Here is a 22,542-nt window from a genome sequence, read left to right on the forward strand (position 1 = left end):
TACTAAATTGGATTTACTTAATTTTCAATTAAAACTTGAATCTCTTAAAGAAAGAATGTATAGACTGTTTTCTTCACTTTTTTATTAAAGACAGAAGAAACGTCTCTTTGCTCTGTTATAGAGGAAAGAGGTTAGAAAAATTTCTAAGATTCAGACAGTTAAACTCCTAAGGTATATTTTACATACAGAGTTCTGTATTTGATTTACTATCGGACAGTATCGTATATCGTATAACGAAGAGGTCTAAATGAACACGAAAGAACAATCTGAATTTGAAAACGAATCCAATAATAACAACAGTACAGTAGGGAAAGTATTTCAAGAAGATAAGGCAATAAAAATGGAAAGCGATGCCATTCAAGAGATAGGTCAGCATAAAGAAAAATTGGAAAAGACCGATCATGAGAAAGCCGAGACACCTGAAATTAAGGTTCCTGAAATTAAGGTTGTTGATTTGGTAAAACAATTGGATGAGTACAAGACTCAGTATATGCGTTTGCAAGCAAAAATGGATAATTTACGAAAGCGGACGGAGAGGGAGATTGCAAATACTATAAAATATGCTGTAGAAAAACTAGTTATGGATCTGTTACCGGTGGTTGATAGTTTGACTCACGGTCTCGAAAGTCAAAAATTGACAGATTTACATTCTGAGAGTTTACGCGAAGGGATGAAACTAACACTGGATTTACTGCACAAAATTTTTGAAAAACATGGAGTCGGAACCATCAGTCCTACACTAGGTGATCTTTTTAATCCAGAACTTCATGAAGCTGTGGCTGTCCAGAACATTCCAGATACCGAACGCGATACGATCGTTCAAATAGTACAAAAAGGCTATCAACTCAATGGACGAGTGTTACGGGCAGCAAGAGTCGTTGTTTCAACAAGTTAGAACAGTACATAAAAATTATCCTAAAAAAAGGGGGGATTTTTAGGAGTTTGGTTGTATTAGTAGGGTTATTTATCAAATCCTGTTTCAGGATACACCAGTTTGGTAGAAGAGAGAATCTTCAGTGTTGCCATGGAAGAAAATGGGTATTTTTAAAAAAATTGGGATAATGAATAAAATACAGAAAATCCAGCGGATGTTTTGTTTTGTAGTGTTAGAAGGCAATGTAGAATAGCCATCTAGTTACGATGGCCGCTATTTTTTATTCTCCTCACTTTTGGTTGTGTCGAAAACTGTTAGTATATTTCACTTGAAATCTCAAAACCCTGTCCCCACCTTCTTATCTAGGGAAGGCTAGGGAAGGCGTTGCGTTGTAGGTTCTGTAGTTTTTTGATTTAGGTTCGTAGGTTTTTTGTTTTTGTTTTGATGTTTGAGAGGAGAAAGAATGGCTGAAACTATTGGTATTGATCTAGGTACTACCAACTCCTGTGTTGCGGTGATGGAAGGTGGAAAGGTCCGGGTGATCGAAAACGCTGAGGGTTCTCGTACCACTCCGTCAACTGTCGCTTATACGAAAGACGGAGAGGTGTTGGTGGGTGCATCTGCAAAGCGACAAGCTGTTACGAATCCCAATCGAACTCTTTTTGCGATCAAGCGTTTAATTGGACGTCGCTTTGATGATGTTGTTGTTCAAAAAGACATTAAGATGGTTCCGTATAAAATCTCTAGGGCAAGTAATGGAGATGCTTGGGTAAGAGTAGTGGGGAAAGACGGTCAGCAAGAAGATCTGGCTCCTCCGCAAATTTCTGCGCAAGTGCTTATGAAGATGAAAAAGGCAGCTGAAGATTATTTAGGGCATTCTGTGGAAGATGCTGTGATAACAGTACCGGCTTACTTTAATGATTCCCAGCGTCAAGCGACTAAGGATGCAGGAAAGATCGCAAATCTTAATGTAAAACGTATCATTAACGAGCCTACTGCCGCGGCGTTGGCTTACGGAATGGACAAGAAAAAAGGAGATCGTAAAATCGCCGTTTATGATTTGGGCGGAGGAACGTTTGATATTTCTATCATAGAGATTGCCGAAGTAGATGGAGAACATCAATTTGAGGTTTTGGCTACGAATGGCGATACCTTTCTAGGAGGAGAAGATTTTGATCTTAGATTGATTGATTACTTGGCCAGCGAGTTTAAGAGAGATGTTGGCGTAGATTTGCATAGCGATCCTCTAGCGCTACAGAGATTGAAAGAAGCAGCTGAAAAAGCAAAGATTGAACTTTCGTCTAGTCAACAAACCGACGTTAACCTACCTTATATTACCGCAGATGCTTCTGGCCCTAAGCATTTGAATATTCGTATCACTCGGGCTAAATTAGAGTCGTTGGTGGAAGATTTGATTGAAAAAACTATTGAACCTTGTAGGATAGCGATTAAAGACACCGGGCTTAAAGTTTCTGAAATCGACGATGTGATTCTGGTTGGTGGCCAGACTCGTATGCCGAAGGTTCAAGAAGCTGTTAGAATCTTCTTTGGAAAAGAAGCGCGTAAAGATGTAAATCCGGATGAGGCAGTAGCTATTGGAGCAGCTATTCAGGGAGCGGTGTTATCTGGAGAAGTGAAAGATGTATTGTTACTTGATGTTACGCCTCTGTCTTTGGGAATTGAAACTCTGGGTGGGGTTATGACTAAATTGATTGATAAAAACACCACAATTCCAACAAAGGCCAATCAGATATTTTCAACCGCCGAAGATAATCAGACAGCCGTTACAGTTCATGTTTTACAAGGAGAGAGAGAAATGGCTTCGGCGAATAAATCGTTAGGTCGTTTCGATCTTACGGATATTCCACCAGCGCCGCGTGGTGTGTCTCAGATTGAAGTAACGTTTGATATTGACGCAAACGGTATTCTTCATGTGTCAGCGAAGGATAAGGCAACTGGTAAGGAGCAATCCATTGTAATTAAAGCTTCCAGTGGTTTATCGGATGAAGAAGTTGGTAGAATGGTAAAAGATGCTGAAACGCATCGAGAGATGGACCGCAAATTTCATGAGTTGGTAAATGCTAGAAATCAAGCCGATGCAATGATTCATGCTTCCGAAAAAGCTGTAAAAGACTTAGGAAACAAAGATGATGGAATATCATCTGACGAAAAGGATTCCATCGAGAAAGCAGTTAAAGAGCTTAGAGAAGTAATGAAAGGAAATGATAAAGGTGCGATCGAGGAGAAAACAAAGGTGTTAGCAGAGTATTCTTCTAAACTGGCTGAACGTGTTTATGCTAAGAAAAATACTGAATCCGACTCGCGTGGTGCAAGAAGCTCTTCTAAAGAATCCAAAACTGGAAGAGAAGATGTAGTTGATGCTGAATTTAAGGAGGTCAAAGACGAAAAGCAGACGCATGTGAATGAAGACAATAAATAAGCGAAAGAAAAAACTGCAGGAACAGTTAGTTTTTCTTGTGTTTTTGGTCTTACGAATCTTACAATTTTCACTCAGCCTCTGGTTTGGTCTTTCCTTGGAAAGAAATTGGGAGGAATGTGTCTTCCATGGAAAAGCGTGATTACTACGAAGTTCTCGGGGTTAGTCGTACAGCAACGGATGGAGAAATTAAAAAGGCCTTCCGTCGTTTAGCAATGAAATATCATCCGGATCGAAATCCGGGAGATAAAGATGCGGAAATAAAATTTAAGGAAGCACGAGAAGCTTATGAAGTGCTTTCCGATTCGCGCAAGCGCGCTTCTTATGACCAATTCGGTCATTCCAGTGTAGATCAATCTTTTGGAAGCAGTTCCAGCAGTTTTGGATTTGGAGATCTTGGAGATGTTTTCGGTGACATTTTTGGGGATATCTTTGGAGGAGGAAAGACTAGTGGTAGATCCCGAGAACAACGAGGATCTGATCTGAGCTATAACCTTCTTCTTTCACTAGAAGAAGTTGTCCATGGAATCACGCAAACAATTAAGGTTTTGACCTGGATGAACTGTAAAACATGTAACGGAAGTGGTGCAAAAAAAGGCACTAGTTCGGTTACATGTCAGCGCTGCGGAGGAAGTGGTCAGATGCGTGTGCAACACAGTTTTTTACAGGTACAACAAACGTGTTCTGCGTGTCGAGGAATAGGACAAGTCATTAAAGACCCTTGCTTCGATTGCCACGGACAAGGTCGCCGCCAGCAATCAAAAACTTTGTCTGTTAAAATTCCTCAAGGAATTGATACCGGAGATCGCATTCGGCTCTCTGGTGAAGGCGAAGCGGGACTTTTAGGAGCCCCTCCGGGGGATCTCTATGTACAGATTCAAGTAAAACCGCATCCTGTTTTTCGCAGAGAAGGCAACGATTTGCATTCAGAAGTTCCTATAGACTTTGTCACAGCTTCTTTAGGAGGAGAAGTTGAAATTCCTACATTGGATGGTGCTGTACGTTTAACAGTTCCTCCAGAAACACAAAGTGGAAAGAAATTCCGCCTGCGAGGAAAAGGTGTAAAAGTCTTAAGAAGCGGCGGTATTGGGGATTTGATATGTCATGTTACAGTAGAAACTCCAATAAAGTTAAATACAGAACAAAAAGAATTATTAAAACGTTTTTCTGTGTTGTTAGAAAAAGACGGTAAAAATCATAGTTTACGTAGACGCAGTTGGTTTGATAGCGTAAAAGCCTTTTTTTCAAAAAAATGAATTCGCAATCAACCGCACTTAGAATAATCCATTGCGCTTTAGAGATAAGGTTTTCAATTAGAGAGGTCTCGCTCGATGGGTAATTTAAGCTTGTTTAGACAGCGAAATCCGGCGGCGTTGGTACTGTCTAACGGGAGTTTCTTTTCCGGATATTCTATTGGAGTAAACGGCCGGACTTCCGGGGAAGTTATTTTCCATACGTCATCTACGGGCTATCAAGAGATTCTAACAGATCCTTCTTATGCAGGACAGATTATTACTTTGACTTGCCCGCATGTCGGAAATGTAGGAGTTAATTCTGACGATCAAGAATCACACAGAATTTGGGCCTCTGGGTTGGTTATCCGTGAATTATCTTTTGTTTTCAGTAATTGGCGCGCCGAACGATCGCTTGCAGATTACTTGCAGTCCGAGGAAATTGTTGCTATTGCGGGGGTTGATACTCGACGTTTGGTGCGATTAATTCGTGAGAAAGGAGTATTGAGTGGGTGCATTGTCACCGGTAAAAACGTGGATTTAGATGAAGCTCTTGAATGCGCTCGCGCTTTTTGTTTGAAAGAAAAAAGAGATTTGACCAAAATCGCTTCTATAAAGGAAATGAAAACCTGGGTTGGGACGACAGTAAATCTTACAAAAGACTATTGTAATACAATCGTACAAAAAAAAGATGGCTATCGTGTTGTGGTTTATGATTACGGTTTAAAACGACAGATTTTGCGGTCTCTAGTGGCTAGTGGTTGTGTAGTAACCGTTGTCCCTGCTCAAACGTCTGTACAATCGGTCTTAAATTTTAATCCGGATGGTGTTGTATTGTCCAACGGACCAGGCGATCCAGAAGATTGTGGTTATGCAATTTCAGCAATTCAGGAAATTTTAGATAGAGGAATTCCTTTGCTAGGAATTTGTCTGGGTTTTCAGCTTTTGGTTTTGGCTTGTGGTGGAAAAACAAAAAAAATGAAATTTGGACACCACGGAGCCAATCATCCTGTACAAAATGTTTTAACTAGACGTATCTACATTACTAGTCAAAACCACAGTTTCTCAGTGGATGAGAAAGATTTACCAGACGTACTAAAAGCAACACACCGTTCTTTGTTTGATGGAACATTGCAAGGGATAGTGCATGAGAACAGACCAGCAATTGCTTTTCAAGGTCATCCAGAAGCAAATCCGGGGCCTCAAGATATGAGGGGAATATTTGAAGACTTTATTGAATTGATAAGAAAAAAACGTTTTAAATAGTATGCCAAAAAGAACAGATATCAAAAATGTATTAATTATTGGAGCTGGACCTATTGTCATCGGGCAAGCGTGTGAGTTTGATTATTCTGGAACTCAAGCCTGTCGAGCTCTTAGAGAGGAAGGCTGTCGCGTTATTTTGGTGAATTCGAACCCTGCTACTATAATGACTGATCCTGATACAGCGGACGCTACTTATATTGAACCCATAAGTTGGGAGGTAGTTGCGAAAATTATTGAAAAGGAAAAACCAGATGCAGTTTTGCCAACTATGGGAGGGCAGACAGGTTTGAATTGTGCGTTGGATCTGGTACGAGAAGGAATTTTAGAAAAATACAACGTTCGATTGATTGGAGCTTCTCGAGAAGCTATAAATAAAGCCGAAGATCGGGCTTTATTTCAGAAAGCTATGGCTAACATTGGATTAGAGACAACTCGTTCTGGACTAACTCGATCGATGAAAGAAGCTTGGAAAATTCTCGAAAAAGTTGGATTTCCGGTGATTATTAGGCTTTCTTTTACTCTAGGAGGAAACGGTGGAGGTATCGCATATAATAGAGAAGAATTCTTAGAAATTTGTACTCGTGGTCTTGAATTGTCTCCTGTTAATGGAGTATTGATTGATGAATCCATTGTTGGATGGAAGGAATTTGAATTGGAGGTGGTACGAGACATAGAAGACAATTGTATTGTTGTTTGCAGTATTGAAAATGTAGATCCTGTAGGTATCCATACCGGGGACTCCATTTCCGTTGCCCCCGCTCAAACATTGACAGACAAAGAGTATCAACGTATGAGGGATGCCGCTATTGCAATCTTGCGAGAAATTGGAGTAGAAACTGGTGGTTCTAATGTACAATTTGCAATTAATCCAAATGATGGACGAATGATCGTTATCGAAATGAATCCTCGTGTATCTCGTTCTTCTGCGCTCGCTTCAAAAGCCACCGGTTTTCCTATTGCAAAAGTTGCAGCAAAATTGGCTATTGGCTGTACTTTAGATGAACTACGGAACGAAATTACAGACGGAAAAATTCCTGCTTCTTTTGAACCTACCATTGACTACATCGTAACCAAAATTCCTCGATTCAATTTTGAAAAATTTCCTCAAACTCAGCCCCGATTGACGACTCAGATGCAGTCGATAGGAGAAGTAATGGCTATTGGTCGTACTTTTCAAGAATCGCTGCAAAAAGCCATTCGTGGATTAGAAATTGATGTTTGTGGGTTGGAATCGAAAGTACAGGTTACAAATCGATACGTAGATGAGATGTTGCGAGAAAATATTGGACGAGAATTGCGTTTCGCCGGTCCTGAACGTTTATGGCATCTTGCGGATGCTTTTCGAATAGGTTTTAGTTTAGAAGAAGTTCATAGAAATAGTCAAATTGATCTCTGGTTTTTAGCACAAATAAAGGAATTGGTTTGTCTGGAAGAAGCAATAAAAAATGAATCGTTAAAAGAACTGTCTCGAGAGAAGTTGCTTCATTTAAAGCGTAAGGGATTTTCCGATAAACGATTAGCGCAGTTACTAAGAACTACCGAAAAACGTGTACGAAATTATCGACATAAATTGCAAATTTTTCCTGTTTACAAGCGTGTAGATACTTGTTCTGCAGAATTTTCTGCAAATACGTCCTATCTTTATTCAACTTACGAAGAAGAAGATGAATGCTTTCCAACAAATCGAAATAAAATCATGGTGTTGGGCAGCGGTCCGAATCGAATTGGGCAAGGTATCGAATTTGATTATTGCTGTGTACACGCAGCTTTGGCTATGCGTGATATGGGTTATGAAAGTATTATGGTCAATTGCAACCCGGAAACCGTCTCTACAGATTTCGATGTTTCCGATCGATTGTATTTCGAGCCGATTACATTAGAAGACGTCTTGGAAATTGCAACAGCTGAGAAACCTAAAGGTGTTATTATTCAATTTGGAGGACAGACGCCTCTAAAACTAGCAAGAGCGCTGGAAAAAGCCAAAATACCTATTTTGGGAACACAACCTGACGCTATTGATCGGTCTGAAGATCGAGAGCGTTTTCAGATGCTGATTCAAGAACTAAATTTGCCACAACTACCTAATGGATCGGTACGTAGTGTAGAAGAAGGTTTGCGCTTGGCAAAAGTATTTTCTTATCCATTGATCATTCGTCCTTCGTATGTATTGGGTGGACAATCTATGAAAATTATTTATAGCGAGAAAGAATTAACTCGTTATATGACTAAAGATATCATCGTTTCGGAGGACGAACCCTTACTTTTAGATAGATTTTTAGAAGACGCCGTAGAAGTGGATATTGATGCAGTGTGCGATGGTGAAAACATTTTGATTTGCGGTATTTTGGAGCACATCGAGAAAGCTGGTGTGCACTCCGGTGATTCTTCTTGTACCTTTCCACCACATAATTTAAGTAAAAGTGTGCAAGATCAACTTCGAGAACAAGTTTTTTTGATAGCAAAGAAACTCAATGTAATTGGTTTAGTAAATACTCAATTTGCAATTCAAGGAGATGAAATTTATGTACTCGAAGTTAATCTTAGAGCTTCTCGAACGATTCCTTTTCTCGAAAAAGCTACAGGACTTCCGCTAACTAGGATTGCAGCTCGTTGTATGGTACATCTCTCTTTGAGAGAACAAGCCGTTCAAGAATATATTCCTCACTATTTCTCTGTTAAAAAACCTGTATTTCCTTTCGACAAATTTCTAGGTGTAGACCCTATTCTGGGTCCAGAAATGCGTTCTACCGGAGAAGCGATGGGAATAGGAAGTACTTTTGGACAGGCTTTTGCAAAAGGTCAATTAAGCGGTGGAGATACTATTCCTCAAAATGGATGTGCTTTTATAAGTGTTCGTGATGCAGATAAGGAAAAAATTGTAAAAGTGGCTGATACGTTAATACATTTAGGATTTGACATTGTATCCACTCGAGGAACTGCCAGAGTGCTGCAAAATTCTGGAATTTTATGCACGATAGTTAATAAAGTTACTGAAGGGCGCCCTCATATTGTTGATATGATTAAAAACGATCAGATTGATTTTATTATCAATACTACAGAAGGCGAAAAAGCCATTGAAGATTCAAATGTTATTCGAATTAGTGCAGTGCAACACAAAGTGTGCTATACAACAACATTGGCAGGTGGGGAAGCTACTGTTTTGGCCATACAGGCTGTTGAGTTGAACCACCTTCGGACTTTACAAGATTTGCATCGACAAAAGAGAGAAAGAAAGAAAAGTTTCTAAAGAAGGTTTCTGTTGAGAAATGAGCAAGAGGTATGTTTTTTGTTTTCTTTCGATTTGGAACTTTTTTGAGAGATTTGTTTTATTACTTTGGATTGAGAAGTAGGGGGTTATTTCTTGGTACACAACGTTGGATTCAAAAAAGTACTAGTTTTTCTAAACTGCTAAGGTTTCCATGTGTTTTGAAGGTGTTTGTGATGCGAGAAGCTATTTTTCCTATGACTGCAAATGGTGTTTCTGAATTGCGTTCAGAACTAGAAATTTTAAAAAAGATTGAGCGCCCCAAGGTTATTGCGGATATCGCAGAAGCGCGTTCTCATGGAGATTTAAGGGAAAATTCCGAATACCATGCTATAAAGGAACGTCAGTCTTTTATAGAAGGACGTATTCTAGAGATCGAGACAAAACTGTCTAACTGCCGAATAATTGATATTTCACAACTTCCCAACAAAGGGAAAGTGATTTTTGGATCTACAGTTACTTTATTAAATTACAACACTCAAACCGAATCTACTTATCAAATTGTAGGTGAGGACGAAGCTAATTTGAAAGAAAGTAAAATTTCAATATCTTCCCCTCTGGTACGGGCTCTTATCAGAAAATGTATTGGAGAAATTGTGAAAGTTCAAGCTCCGGAAGGTGTAGTGAAATACAAAATTGTAGATGTTAAATACTCTTAAAAAGGCGCAAAATTGTGTTTGTTGTGTATCCTCTGTTTTAATTTTCGGATCTGTGTATTTGGTGATGAGAGAAACAAATTTTTATGATTTCCATTTAATACTACACCCCCGGCTTGGTTGTTGTTCGCGGTCTACAGGATTTCCAGAAAGCAGATTGTCCAATGCCCTTTTGAGATCTTGACCTGTAACGGGAGTCTTTTTTCCAGGACTCGATGAATCAAATCGGCCTCGATAAACACAAAGAAGATTGGAATCGAATATGTAGAAATCGGGGGTGCAGGCTGCTTGATAGGCTCGTGCGATTTCTTGGGTTTCGTCAAAAAGATACGGAAAGGAATAGTCGAATTTTTCGGCTGTAATTTTCATATTTTCAAGAGAATCTTCCGGATAGCTTTCGGCGTCGTTGGAGTTGATAGCAACAAAGTGGATACCTTTGGTGTGGTATCTTTTTGCTGTTTCAGATAATTTCTTTTGAATATGCTGAACAAAGGGACAATGGTTACAAATAAACATAACAACTGTTGCGATTTCAGATTTTAGTTGATTCAACGAACTTTCTTTTCCACTAACAACATCAGGAAGACTAAAATTCGGTGCTTTTGTCCCTAAAGGAATCATCTTAGAAGCAGTTAAAACCATTATGATTTTCTCCTCGTTTTTTCTAAATTAATTGTTCTTGAGAGAATCGATACACAAAATATACTACGACTCCTGTCTTTTCTCAAAGACAGGATAACGATTTCCGATAACTCGGAAACTACAGTACGAATACAAAATTCTCCTTTAGTTTTTTCTTTATCAATTGATTTTTCAACTTTATGTACATAGGAACTCCTCCTCTATAAGGAGGATAGCTTTCTCCTTGAATGAGGGGCTCCAGATAGTGACGACAAGACTCAGTAATTCCGAATCCATCTTTAGTAATAAAATTTTCCGGAACTCTGTATTCTGCATTAGCAACCCGAGATAAAGGAATGGTATCTATTCGCCATTGATAATTCTGACTTTTTTCACGACAAATAGTGAGCATTATGTTAGATTTTTCCAACAGGGCATATTCGACAGCAGATTGCCCTAATGCGTACGCTTGATCCAAATCTGTTTGTGAAGTGAGATGTCGGGCGGCACGTTGTAAATAGTCAGCTACTGCCCAATGATATTTAAATCCAAGACGTTTTTTAATAATACGAGCTAGAACAAGCGCAATACCTCCTAGTTGTTCATGCCCAAACGCGTCTTGAGACTTTGATTTTTCGATACATTGGCCGTTTGGACAACGAATCCCTTCTGAGGTCACAATTACACAGTACCCGTACCTATTCACTGTTTCTTTGACTTTTACAAGAAATACTTCGATTTGCAAAGGAATTTCCGGAAATAAAATTATATGCGGAGCATCATCGGGACAGTGTTTGCCTAATGCGGAAGCTGCAGCGATCCAACCAGTGTTTCGTCCCATAACTTCTAGAATAAAAACTTTAGTAGAAGTGGCGGCCATACCTTTGACATCTAAAGCAACTTCTTGCGTAGAAACAGCTACGTATTTGGCTACAGATCCAAATCCGGGACAATTGTTTGTAAATGGCAAATCATTGTCGATTGTTTTCGGAAGCCCAATACAAACCAAAGGATTGTCTATATATTGACTCATTTGTGAAATTTTATAGATAGTATCTTGTGAATCTCCTCCACCGTTATAAAACACATAACCTATATCGTGGGCTTTGAAAACTTCAAATAAACGTACGTATTGACTTTGATCTTTATCAATATCTGAAAGCTTGTAACGACAGGAACCGAAAGCACTGGAAGGAGTATGAAGAAGAGCGGAAATGTCTTCTGGAGACTCTAGACTTGTATCAATAAGCTCTTCCTTTAAAGCTCCAATGATTCCGTTTCGTCCAGCCAATACTTTACCGATCTTAAGAGGATATTTTTTGGCAGTTTGAATGACTCCACAGGCCGTTGCGTTAACAACTGCTGTAGCTCCACCAGATTGCGCATAAAAGATGTTTTTTTTGTTCACGATCGGTTTTTCTTTGGATTCAGAGAAGACAGTTATGACACGAAATCGTTAAATTGTCAAAGCTTCAATTTTTGAGTCGGAACGTTTTTAAAGAATGTCTGAAATCTAAAGGCGGTATAAGTAATCCTCATAAAATTCCTCTATAAATGCATTTTGGTGATTTATAATGGAAATCTTCTGTATCGATCTCGTGAAACATTACCTGAGTAAATGGATTAAGACAAGTGAAAAAATCTCGTTGCATTTTGGGAGAGATCTGTTTTGAAACCAATCTGTAATAGTAAGAGCTATCAAATCTCGAATAAAAAGATATAAGAAATTTTGATATAGGTAGTGGTCCGATCAGAAAGACGAATGTCTAGATTTTAAATGACAATTTATCGATCCTATCTATAATAGTGGTAGACGAAGATTTTTAAACCTTTTACTAAAATTCTTACAATCCAATCTCGACAACAGCGGTCACATGTAGAAGATGTTTTGTGCCTGTACAAAATAGGAGGATCGCTTAGATGTATCCAGAGTAAGATAAGGAAAATGGTATTTTGGTTTGTAGATTACAAATTGTTCTACAGTAACTTGGATATCTTTTTTGTTACCAATCGTTTCCCTCCATCTTGCTTGCTTTAACGTTTGTGCAATATTATCCAATTGATCTGTCCATTGAATGTTGAAGAAAAGTTGATTAGGACGACAACCAAATTGGTTGGTTCGAAGAGTAGGCGCATATTGTAGAGAATTTTTCCACCAATCCTCAATAAGAAGATTTCGAACAGAACAAAGAGATGTGTAGCAACGTTTCAGCATTCGGTATTCGGTTTTACCGAAAGAAAACCAAGAAAACACAATAGAAAAAATCAAAAACATCAACCATTGTAAATCCCCAAAAGTTTCTTGAGGATAACGTCGATACGAAACTATAGTACTTAATAAAATAGTAAATCCAAGAGACAAACCGCCTAAAATGTCTTCTATCCAGTGTATTCCTAAGTACAGGCGAGAAAAACTTATCAAAAAAATTAAAACAATTAACAGGGTATAAGGAACCCAGTTCCACTTTTTAGAAATCTGCTGAGCTGTTAAAAAAGCAACAAAACCAAAAACGGAAAGACTAGACGCTACATGGCCACTAGGAAAAGCAAAAAAATGCTCTCGAATTGGAGAATCTACCATAGGTCGTAGAGAATGAACCACATTTTTGAAAAAAAAGGTGAGACTCTCTGACATCAGAATAGCAGCTGCTAGGTGCGCTGCAGGACGAAAAATACCTCTTGTAAAGAGAGCGACTAAAAGCAATAGAACGACGCTCGTTACTACTTTAACATCACCTAGCATTGTAATGAAAATGAGAATCCTATCGATGTTTTTTGATTGCAGGTTTTTTTGTAAAAAATATAACGAAAACTCGTTACAATTAATTAGAGGTCCTTGTACCGTAGTGATGACAGCTAATACGACAAAGAAAAAAAGACTTAAAAACGCGAGAATCAACATGGTCAATTGGCGGTGGTCCTGTGGAATTTTACGATTGGTGATCATTTGCAATAAAAAGCGGGAGGAATAACGACACTGTAGCCATATCCACAAACGATTGATAGTGCGATCGATTACGGATATGAAAAATCTGAAAAATCTCTGAATAACCAAAAAAATTAGCCAAATCAAAACAATAGTGGAGAATCCTATTAATAGGAATATCGCTATTGTGCGATAAGGCAGCTGCAAAGATGCTGCACCAAAAATTGTTCCCGGCAGTAAGTAAGCAGTCGCCCAAAATATTGTTGAAGGAATAGCTGCGAGAAAAAATCGCAACCAACTCATCTTTAAAAGCCCTGCGATTAGAGGAACAGAACTCCTTACAGGACCGACAAAACGGCCAATTAAGATACTTTTCCCTCCATGTTTTTTAAAAAAATCTTCTCCCATTTGTAACCATTGAGGATATCGTTTAAACGGCCAAATCTGATAGAGACGTTTACTCGCATTACAGTGTTTTCCTATAGAAAATCCAATAGTATCTCCCATTAACGCTCCTATCGAAGCCCAAAGTAGAGTAACGTCTGGAGAGATTGTACCGCGACCTACTAAAATTCCAATGATTGACATAGTCACAGAGCCAGGAATAATGGTTCCAACTACAGGAAGAGATTCAAAGAACGCAATAAGAAAAACAAACAATACTCCAGAATGAATATGAGATTGTAAATAACAATTAATTTTCGCAAGACAATGTGCAGTCATTTGTTATTGTTATTTTATGTAATAGAGTTTACAAAATCCGCACATTGTTTCGCTTGCAAATCAGCATGATACGAAGAACGAACCAACGGACCGCTAGAGACAGCGATAAATCCTAAATTTCTTGCGAGTTCGCCCAGTTCGTGAAATTCCAGGGGTTTTACGTAGCGATCAACCGGAATGTGATAGCGAGTAGGTTGTAAGTATTGTCCAAGTGTCATCATATCGACATTGTGTTTTCGTAAGTCTTTCATCACAGATTTCACTTCTGTATGTGTTTCTCCAAGACCCAGCATTATTCCAGATTTTGTGGGGATGTTAGGAAAATTTTCTTTAAATTTTTTCAATAAAGTTAATGACCATTGGTAGTCAGCACCGGGACGAACTTTTTTGTACAATCGCGGGATAGTTTCGATATTGTGATTGAAAATATTTGGTAATCCCTTAGGGAAGATACTCAAAGCCTTCTCCATGCGTCCGCGAAAATCAGGAACTAGAATTTCAATTTTAATATTCGGATTTTGTTTTCGGATAGAGTTGACGCATTGTACGTAATGCAAAGCTCCCCCATCTCGCAAATCGTCTCGATCCACTGATGTGATCACTACATATTTCAATCTCATGAGATTTATGACGTTAGCCAAATTGTTCGGTTCCTTAGGATCAAGTGGATCGGGTCGTCCATGACCAACATTACAAAAGCTACAACGTCTCGTACATTTATCCCCCATAATCATAAAAGTGGCAGTACCGTGACCAAAACATTCATTTAAATTAGGGCAAGAAGCTTCTTCACAAACTGTTACTAGTTTATTATTTCGGAGTAATTTTTTTAGATTTTTGATTTTATTGCCATTAACAGACAAACGAACGCGAATCCAATCAGGTTTTTGAAGAGGAGGAATATCGGTGTTCTCTATTTTAATAGGAATACGCGATAATTTCTCTTTTCCAAAAACCTTTTGAGTTACACTATACTGTGACATTGGTAAAGAACTCTAATGTAGTTTCTCCTTTTATAACGGGTTTCCTGTATCCGAAATTCTCTAAAAGAGATGTTGTCATGGTTCGACGAACCATGGACACACTGACATTCTTCAAATAGTTACATATTTGTGTTACAACTAATCCTTCAATCCCACAGGGATTGATATAAGTAAAAGGAGTCAAATCCATTGATACATTACAAGCCAATCCATGATAACTCCATCCATTACGTACACGAAGACCTATGGAACATATTTTTGCTTTTTCAATATAGACACCAGGAGCTGTCGTATCTCCTTGAGCGTTATTAATACCTAATTGTTTTAAAGAGTCGATAACAGTTTGTTCGATGGTACGTACAAAAGGTCGAGTCTTAAGACCAAGACGTTTGAGATCAAGTAGAAGATATACAATGAGCTGTCCTGGTCCATGGTAAGTAATTTGTCCGCCCCGATCACACCGCACAAGAGCAATCTCTTGGATTTTTTCTGCTCGGCCCAATTTTCCAGATAATCCGTTCGTAAAAACCGGAAAATGTTCTAACATCCAAACCTCATCCGGAGTAGTAGGGTCTCGCTGAGATGTAAATTCTCGCATAGCTCTCCACACAGTCAGATACGAAGTTGTCTGATCAAACTGGCGAATAATGACGTCCACGTCAGTGTTGTACTCAGTAAAAAGTTTTATAAAAAATTTTAGAACACGACAGTGTATCATAAAATTTAACGTCAATACGCTAAAAAATAAAGATACAGAAAATACAAGGACGATTTTCTTAGGAATACACAAAATTCCTACTTTCTATTTTAGAAATTTGTGCTGGATCCACACAAATGCGATCTTAGTAATTTTTCTTGTGAAGTTTTTTCTCGAGTCCTTCTGATTTTTATTGGCGATTTTAAGTTGTATACAGATTAAAAATTGGTAAATTTATTGCGCGTACAACATAAATAACACGATAACAATATGAAGTTGTGAAACAAATCTGTAAAAATCTACAGTAAAAAAATGACAGAAAATTCGTATTTTCTCTTCACAAGAAGTTACTAAAAACCTCTCTAAAAAAGAGAACAATACGATCCAGGATGCGAGATAACAGATTCGCCGAAGGATCTTCTTGTAATGCAATCAAGGGAGCTGCGGCGATTGTTCTTCCTTGAAGTACAACTCTGATTATCCCATAAGATTGATCTTTTTTTAGTGGTGCGTATAACGGTTCCAAAAATTGGATGGTAGTTTCTAGATTTTTTTCACTTCCTACAGGGATAGTAGTATATAAAGAATTGGATATACCAAAATCAACATATTTTTTTTCACCCAGCCAAACGCGTTTTTGAGTGATAATAGGTACATAAGCATTAAAAAACCGTTGAGTCTTATAAAAATGAAATCCGTAATTCAATAAGATTTCAGAATCGTTCAAACGGGCGTGGTCGGTAGGCGCTCCTAATACTACAGAAATCAATCGCATTCCTCTTCGTTGTGCAGAAGCAATCAGACAATAACCCGCTTTTTCGGTATATCCTGTTTTCAAACCGTCTACAGAATTATCACGCCACAACAGACGATTGTGATTTGGTTGTTTAATACCGTTATAAGTTAGCCATCTTTCAGAAAAAAAGTGGTAGTACTCTGGAAATTGTTTGATAAGAGCTCGAGTTAAAAGAGCCATATCATAGGCACTAGAATAGTGATTTGGATAAGGTAATCCTGTGGAGTTTGCGTAGTGCGAATTTTTCATTCCAAGGCTTTGCGCTGTCTGATTCATCATTTGGGTAAAAGTCTCTTCCGATCCTGCAATACGTTGAGCCATCGTTACACAGGCATCATTTCCGGAAGCAACGATAATACCTCGAATGAGAGAATTGATCGGAACATTCGAACCTTCTTTTAAGAACATTCGAGATCCTTTTGTACGCCATGCACCAATTCCGACTATCGCCTTATCTTCCAGTAAGCGCAATTGCTCATTCTTTAGTGATTGGAATGTCAAGTAAAGCGTCATTAGCTTAGTTAAGCTTGCAGGTTGAAGGGTCCGATCCATATTTTTCTCGGCAATTACAACTCCGGATTTAGCATCCATTAATACATAGCTTTTAGTGTTTAAATTAGGAGGGGGTGGTATCAAAGGTGATAGTATCGTGCATTTTGGATTTATCATAGGAAACCTTAAGATCAAGATTTTCCGATCGAAATTGTTTGCATTTTTATGGACTGTTTTGGTTATAAAAGTAACGGCCATTCCGGAAAAAAAAGATAGAAGAACTACAAAAAAAATGATGAGTTTTGCACGTGAAGATAAAAAATTCATGATCTCAATCGTAATAAATTCATATCGCGTTTTCAATATTGATTTCGTATGGAGTTTCTCAAATCTCTTAGTCTTTGAATAAAGATAATTAGATGCAATTTTGCGACTTATTTAAAATGATCTATTATTAATGGAATGTAATCGAATAACACCATACAATTACAATTTCTTTTACGGTATAAAATAGAGATTAATGGCTATCGAAAAAACTTTATCAATTATTAAACCGGATGCAGTTGCCAAGAATGTTATTGGCGAGATTTGTAGACGTTTCGAACGAGCGCATCTAAAGATCATTGCAGCAAGAATGCAATATTTAAGCGAGGAACAGGCTAAAAAATTCTATATCGTTCATAAAAAGAAGTTATTTTATAGAGCATTAATCGCATTTATGACTCAAGGTCCAATTATGGTGCAAGTTTTAGAAGGTGAAAACGCGATTACCAAAAATCGAAAACTTATGGGAGCTACAAATCCTAGAGAGGCAGATCCGGGGACCATCCGAGCTGATTTTGCGGATTCTATCAATGCAAACGCTGTACATGGTTCTGATAGTTACAAAACAGCAAAAGAGGAAATTTCTTTTTTCTTTAAACCAGAGGAAATCTTTTCAACAAGTGTTTCTTGAACAAACGCCGAATTCTATCTTGGAGTATCAAAATCACATTAATTGTCAATTGGACAATTTACTACCAGATCTAACGCTACCTCCTAGATTGCTACATCGGGCAATGCGCTACACTGTTATGTCCAAAGGAAAGAGATTGCGTCCACTATTGGTATACGCCATTGGACTTTTTTTTAAAGTCGATCCAAATCAAATGGATAATGCGGCGTGTGCTGTTGAACTCATTCATTGTTATTCATTGGTTCACGATGATTTGATGGATAAAGACGATTATCGTCGAGGTAGGCTTAGTTGTCACAGAGCTTTTGATGAGGGAACGGCTATACTAGTTGGTGATGCTCTACAATCATTAGCCTTCGAAGTATTGGCTCGAGAAAACAATCCTCGTCTAGTGTCTACCCTAGCACACGCTTCCGGTTCTTTAGGTATGGTTGGTGGCCAACAACTTGATTTACAACAACTCAATTTATTGGATAAGAATGCAAATAAAGAAAATATCTATCGATTAAAAACTGGTGCTTTGTTTCGTGCTGCCGTTGAATTAGGTGTTCTTTGTGCCAAGTGCTCAAATGAAATTCTATTCCAGAAATTTCGAAAATTGGGCGTCATTATCGGATTGATTGTACAATGGCGAGACGATTTAGACGACCGGTGCAGTTTGGAGACTAAAACACGCAATTTTATTGAAAGACGTGTTCAGTTGCTATACAAGAAAATAGAACAACTGGTTTCTGAATTGAATGGAAATACCGATTTCATTAATCTGGTAATTAATTTTCTGCGAGAAAAATCCCTTTCTTAAAATCTCATTGATCCGGCAGAATTCGGTGTATTTGTATTCTCCATCCTAATAACATACCTATCTCATTTGTTTGTAAAACGTTTCTTTTTTATTTTTATCGACAATTTTCCAGTTCCAAACAAGAAATTTCTAGTTTTTTTTCGACTAAAATTAAGATAAAACGATAGATTTGAAAATATTTTCGATGATTGCAATTCGGTTTTTTCTGATCGTTTCTTTGGCTGGACAATCAACACACCAATAGATTAATCATCAATTTAAGATATAATACTGCGATTAATTGTTCATCGTAGGAAAGAAGATAATGTGGCGGGTCGCCACAATTGCAGGTATGGAAATCGACAACAATACTGTACACATCGCCGACAAGATAACACCGGGGATATTATTACGTGAAGCCCGTCGGGCTAAGAATCTTCAGTATGAAGAAGTAGCAAAACAAGTTCATTTAAGTGTCCAGTGGATAAAAAATTTGGAGAAAGATGATTATTCTCAAGCCCCTGCTTTGATTTACGTACGAGGTTATCTACGAGCTTATGCCCGTTGTGTTGGACTTGAACCGGAGGAGATTATATCCGTATTCGATTCTTTAGCTTTACATAAAGAGTTTGAGCGAACTAAAGCGCTTAAGACACAATCAGTGAAACATCGAGAAATTCCAATAATTGCGCGTTCAACTCGAATGATTCCGGCGAGTTGGAAAACAATCTCTTGGGTCACTTTATTGACCTTAGTCGTCTTAATTACAATAGTTGGTGTTTGTTGGCAAGGAAAGAAACATCCAATTAGCGAGATGAACTCCATTAATACTGGTGGAGATACTATCGAGCCAAAATTCACAAAAGATCGTCCAGAAACAGAAACTAACACTGTATTCAATACGGATAATGGAAAATAAGAGATTGTTTCTAGGAAAAGTAATTTGAACAAAACAATAAAATCTGTTCGAGGGATGAGGGATATTCTTCCTAATGAGGCGTTGTATTGGTCTTTTCTTGAAGAAACGTTTCGTGCTCTGGTTATGTCTTACGGGTATCGTGAAATTCGTCTTCCAATAGTAGAGCAAACTGCTTTATTTAGACGCAGTATTGGTACAGATACGGATGTAGAAAAAGAAATGTATACTTTTTGGGATCGTAGCGGTAGAAGTGTATCGTTGCGTCCGGAAGGCACTACCGGTTGCGTACGTGCGGCTATTCAAAACGGTCTTTTCTATAAAAAAATTCAGAAATTATGGTATGTAGGCCCTATGTTTCGCTATGAAAGACCCCAAAAGGGAAGATATCGTCAATTTTATCAAGCTGGTATAGAAGCGTACGGAGTAGCAAGCCCTATTGTCGATGTTGAATTAATTTTAATAGGTCACCGTTTCTGGAAATTTCTTGGTTTAGAGAAATACGTAGTTCTAGAATTGAATACGTTGGGAACACAAGCGTGTCGACAATTCTATCGGAAAAGACTAATCGATTATCTGCAGTCTCGAAAATCCGAATTGGATGAGGACAGCCAACGACGTCTAATTACTAACCCTCTAAGAATTTTAGACAGCAAAAATCCTAATACGAAATCTATCGTTGCGGAATCACCCAAACTTTTGAACCATTTGGATGACGAATCTCGTCATCATTGGAACCAATTACAAACTCTGTTGGATCAAAAAGAGTTTTCTTATGTTGTAAACCCCGACCTAGTCAGAGGTCTGGATTACTATACTCATACTGTTTTTGAATGGGTAGTGAAGAAAAAAGATGTCCAACGAAATGATACCATATGTGCAGGGGGTCGTTATGATGATCTTGTGGAACAAATGGGAGGACCACGCGCAATACCGGCGGCTGGGTTTGCTATTGGTTTAGAACGGACAGTTTTATTACTGAGATCCGTACGTGAATGTGTATCTTATTCCGATATTTATTTTGTAGTAGATGGAGAGCGGGCAGCGGAGCGAGGATTAATGATTGCAGAACACCTTCATGATGCTCTGCCTAATTTGATTATAGAGACGCATCTTGATGGCAGTTTTAAAAGTCAGTTTAAACGTGCGGATACAAGTGGTGCTCAATGGGCATTAATTATCGGCAAGAAAGAAATGAAAACAAACAGAATAACCGTAAAAAATTTGCGTGAACTCTTACCGAAACAACAGCTTGATATCAATGAATTAATAATTTATTTACAAAATAAGCTAATAAACAAGAGAACAGTGCCTTTTACCACAGCACACACTACTTAATCACAAACACTCGTGCGCTGTTCTAATGTGCACTATTGTTGCATGTTATCGGTAAGAAAATACGACAAAAAATGGACAGAAATTAGAATGTCTTACGTAACGGATTCTACTATAATACTTTCCAAAAACGATCTGCTTAATATAAAATTCGGTATGCTTTTGTTCGTTTTTAATCGTATGTCTTTTTACTTTAAGGAAATATAAGGAGTCTTAAATAAGAGAAAAATTGTATAAATTTCTTCCGGTTATCGCTATCGTAGGAAGGCCTAATGTTGGTAAATCGACGTTGTTTAATTTCCTAACCAGAAGTCGAGCAGCAATAGTAACCAATACCCCTGGCGTTACACGAGATCATCAATTTGGAGAATCAATCATTGGATCACGTCGTGTTTTAGTAGTGGACACAGGCGGATTGGTGGATACGAAAAAATCCGTTATGGACACCTTTTTGGAAATTCAAGTAAATCAGGCAATCAAAAGATCAAATTGCATTCTGTTTTTGGCAGACGCAAGAACAGGACTTACTCCTACAGACAAAGCTATATCCGATCAATTGCGTAAAAAAAACAGAAAAATCTTACTTGTAATTAACAAAGCAGATGCAGATGCGACAAGAATGAAAAAAAACGAATTTTATCGATTAGGTCTAGACGAACCTTATATGATTTCAGCAAAAACAGGAAAAGGTGTTGATCAATTGATGATAAGAATTTTAAGAATTTTCAGAGAATTGGTGCCAGAGGGAGAAATAGAGGAAGAAGCAAAGTTGGGAACTAAAACTAAAATTGCAATAATTGGTCGTCCAAATGTAGGGAAATCCACTCTTATGAATCGATTACTAGGTGAAGAACGTGTTATTGTCTGTGACCAACCAGGAACAACTCGGGATAATATTTGTGTTCCCTACATTTGCGGAGAAAACAATTATACATTGATCGATACTGCTGGTATTCCTAGATATGGAAGAATCCGAGATACAATAGAAAAGTTTGCAGTTGCTAAGTCAATACAAACTATACGCTCCGCTGATGTAGTGGTTTTTGTTTTAGACTCTAATGAAATTGCGTATACACAAAATTTGCGACTATTAAATTTAATTATTGAGTTAGGAACACCTCTAGTTATAGCCCTTAATAAATGGGATGCGTTAAAGGATAACGAACGAAAACTAGTAAAAAGAGAAATTGGGCAAAAAATGTTTTTTGTAAGTTTTGCCTGTATTTGTTTTGTTTCTGCATTAAAAGGGACAGGCATAGAAAAATTATTTCAAGCAATTGAAAAATCTTATCGATCGGTTTATCAAAATTTAACCACAAATCAACTGACAAAGACTTTAGAAAAAGCGATTTTGGAATATACTCCTCCACCTTCTTCTTCGTTCGGTCGAAGAATACACTTTCGGTATGCCCATCTTGGCAGCAGACGCCCGTTAACTATTGTCATTCACGGGAAAAACATCCAATTCCTTCCTCAATCGTATTCTCGCTATCTTGCCAATTTCTTTCAAAAGACATTCAATTTTCTTGGGACACCAATTTATATCAAATTAAAACCAGTTTCTGCTGATCGATTGTAAAAAATCGT

17 protein-coding genes are annotated in these 22,542 nt (G+C 38.0%); 11 read left to right on the forward strand and 6 right to left on the reverse strand.

Annotated elements, in window-relative coordinates:
• The first annotated feature begins 247 nt into the window (after nt 1-247).
• The 6 genes from grpE (at nt 248) to greA (ending at nt 9,733) form a co-directional block, all read left to right on the forward strand.
• On the forward strand, nt 248-895 hold the full coding sequence (grpE, locus tag EGQ50_RS01945; protein WP_159748076.1) for a nucleotide exchange factor GrpE: 648 nt from the start codon (nt 248-250) through the stop codon (nt 893-895).
• A 442-nt stretch (nt 896-1,337) separates the two neighbouring features.
• A complete protein-coding gene (gene dnaK / locus EGQ50_RS01950; RefSeq protein WP_159748078.1) occupies nt 1,338-3,314 on the forward strand; it encodes a molecular chaperone DnaK in 1,977 nt (658 codons plus the stop codon).
• 125 nt (nt 3,315-3,439) lie between these two features.
• Entirely contained in the window at nt 3,440-4,567 is a 1,128-nt protein-coding gene (gene dnaJ, locus EGQ50_RS01955) for a molecular chaperone DnaJ (protein ID WP_159748080.1), read from the forward strand.
• A 75-nt stretch (nt 4,568-4,642) separates the two neighbouring features.
• On the forward strand, nt 4,643-5,809 hold the full coding sequence (gene carA / locus EGQ50_RS01960; protein WP_159748082.1) for a glutamine-hydrolyzing carbamoyl-phosphate synthase small subunit: 1,167 nt from the start codon (nt 4,643-4,645) through the stop codon (nt 5,807-5,809).
• A 1-nt stretch (nt 5,810) separates the two neighbouring features.
• On the forward strand, nt 5,811-9,056 hold the full coding sequence (gene carB / locus EGQ50_RS01965; RefSeq protein ID WP_159748084.1) for a carbamoyl-phosphate synthase large subunit: 3,246 nt from the start codon (nt 5,811-5,813) through the stop codon (nt 9,054-9,056).
• A gap of 194 nt (nt 9,057-9,250) precedes the next feature.
• On the forward strand, nt 9,251-9,733 hold the full coding sequence (greA, locus tag EGQ50_RS01970) for a transcription elongation factor GreA (protein ID WP_159748487.1): 483 nt from the start codon (nt 9,251-9,253) through the stop codon (nt 9,731-9,733).
• A gap of 81 nt (nt 9,734-9,814) precedes the next feature.
• Here the strand turns inward: greA and EGQ50_RS01975 are convergent, their stop codons facing one another.
• The 6 genes from EGQ50_RS01975 to EGQ50_RS02000 all read right to left on the reverse strand — a co-directional run bounded on the left by EGQ50_RS01975 (nt 9,815) and on the right by EGQ50_RS02000 (nt 17,295).
• Nucleotides 9,815-10,372 carry a thioredoxin family protein gene (locus EGQ50_RS01975; RefSeq protein ID WP_159748086.1) on the reverse strand — a complete coding sequence of 186 codons (558 nt, stop codon included), beginning with the start codon at nt 10,370-10,372 and terminating at the stop codon, nt 9,815-9,817.
• A gap of 118 nt (nt 10,373-10,490) precedes the next feature.
• Entirely contained in the window at nt 10,491-11,759 is a 1,269-nt protein-coding gene (locus EGQ50_RS01980; RefSeq protein ID WP_159748088.1) for a 6-phosphofructokinase, read from the reverse strand.
• Between the two features lie 462 nt (nt 11,760-12,221).
• Entirely contained in the window at nt 12,222-14,000 is a 1,779-nt protein-coding gene (locus tag EGQ50_RS01985; protein WP_159748090.1) for a bifunctional DedA family/phosphatase PAP2 family protein, read from the reverse strand.
• A gap of 14 nt (nt 14,001-14,014) precedes the next feature.
• A complete protein-coding gene (gene lipA, locus EGQ50_RS01990) occupies nt 14,015-14,983 on the reverse strand; it encodes a lipoyl synthase (protein ID WP_159748092.1) in 969 nt (322 codons plus the stop codon).
• Entirely contained in the window at nt 14,970-15,701 is a 732-nt protein-coding gene (gene lipB, locus EGQ50_RS01995; RefSeq protein WP_159748094.1) for a lipoyl(octanoyl) transferase LipB, read from the reverse strand. Before lipB ends, lipA begins: the two co-directional genes overlap by 14 nt.
• Before the next feature lie 316 nt (nt 15,702-16,017).
• On the reverse strand, nt 16,018-17,295 hold the full coding sequence (locus tag EGQ50_RS02000; protein ID WP_246168927.1) for a D-alanyl-D-alanine carboxypeptidase family protein: 1,278 nt from the start codon (nt 17,293-17,295) through the stop codon (nt 16,018-16,020).
• Between the two features lie 193 nt (nt 17,296-17,488).
• On the opposite strand from EGQ50_RS02000, the gene ndk reads away from it, so the two are divergent.
• From ndk to der, 5 genes are all read left to right on the forward strand, one after another.
• Nucleotides 17,489-17,923 (forward strand): nucleoside-diphosphate kinase, encoded by a 435-nt coding sequence (ndk, locus tag EGQ50_RS02005; RefSeq protein ID WP_159748096.1) that lies wholly within the window; start codon nt 17,489-17,491, stop codon nt 17,921-17,923.
• Entirely contained in the window at nt 17,913-18,725 is an 813-nt protein-coding gene (locus EGQ50_RS02010) for a polyprenyl synthetase family protein (protein ID WP_246168929.1), read from the forward strand. The genes ndk and EGQ50_RS02010 overlap by 11 nt, the downstream gene beginning before the upstream one ends.
• A gap of 304 nt (nt 18,726-19,029) precedes the next feature.
• On the forward strand, nt 19,030-19,623 hold the full coding sequence (locus EGQ50_RS02015; RefSeq protein ID WP_159748100.1) for a helix-turn-helix domain-containing protein: 594 nt from the start codon (nt 19,030-19,032) through the stop codon (nt 19,621-19,623).
• Between the two features lie 24 nt (nt 19,624-19,647).
• Nucleotides 19,648-20,958 (forward strand): histidine--tRNA ligase, encoded by a 1,311-nt coding sequence (gene hisS / locus EGQ50_RS02020; RefSeq protein WP_159748102.1) that lies wholly within the window; start codon nt 19,648-19,650, stop codon nt 20,956-20,958.
• A gap of 226 nt (nt 20,959-21,184) precedes the next feature.
• Nucleotides 21,185-22,534, forward strand: a complete 1,350-nt coding sequence (gene der / locus EGQ50_RS02025) for a ribosome biogenesis GTPase Der (protein ID WP_159748104.1) — start codon at nt 21,185-21,187, stop codon at nt 22,532-22,534.
• Nucleotides 22,535-22,542: the final 8 nt, after the last annotated feature.

Source organism: Coxiella endosymbiont of Amblyomma sculptum, from assembly GCF_009883795.1.
In the GTDB taxonomy this organism is placed as follows: domain Bacteria; phylum Pseudomonadota; class Gammaproteobacteria; order Coxiellales; family Coxiellaceae; genus Coxiella.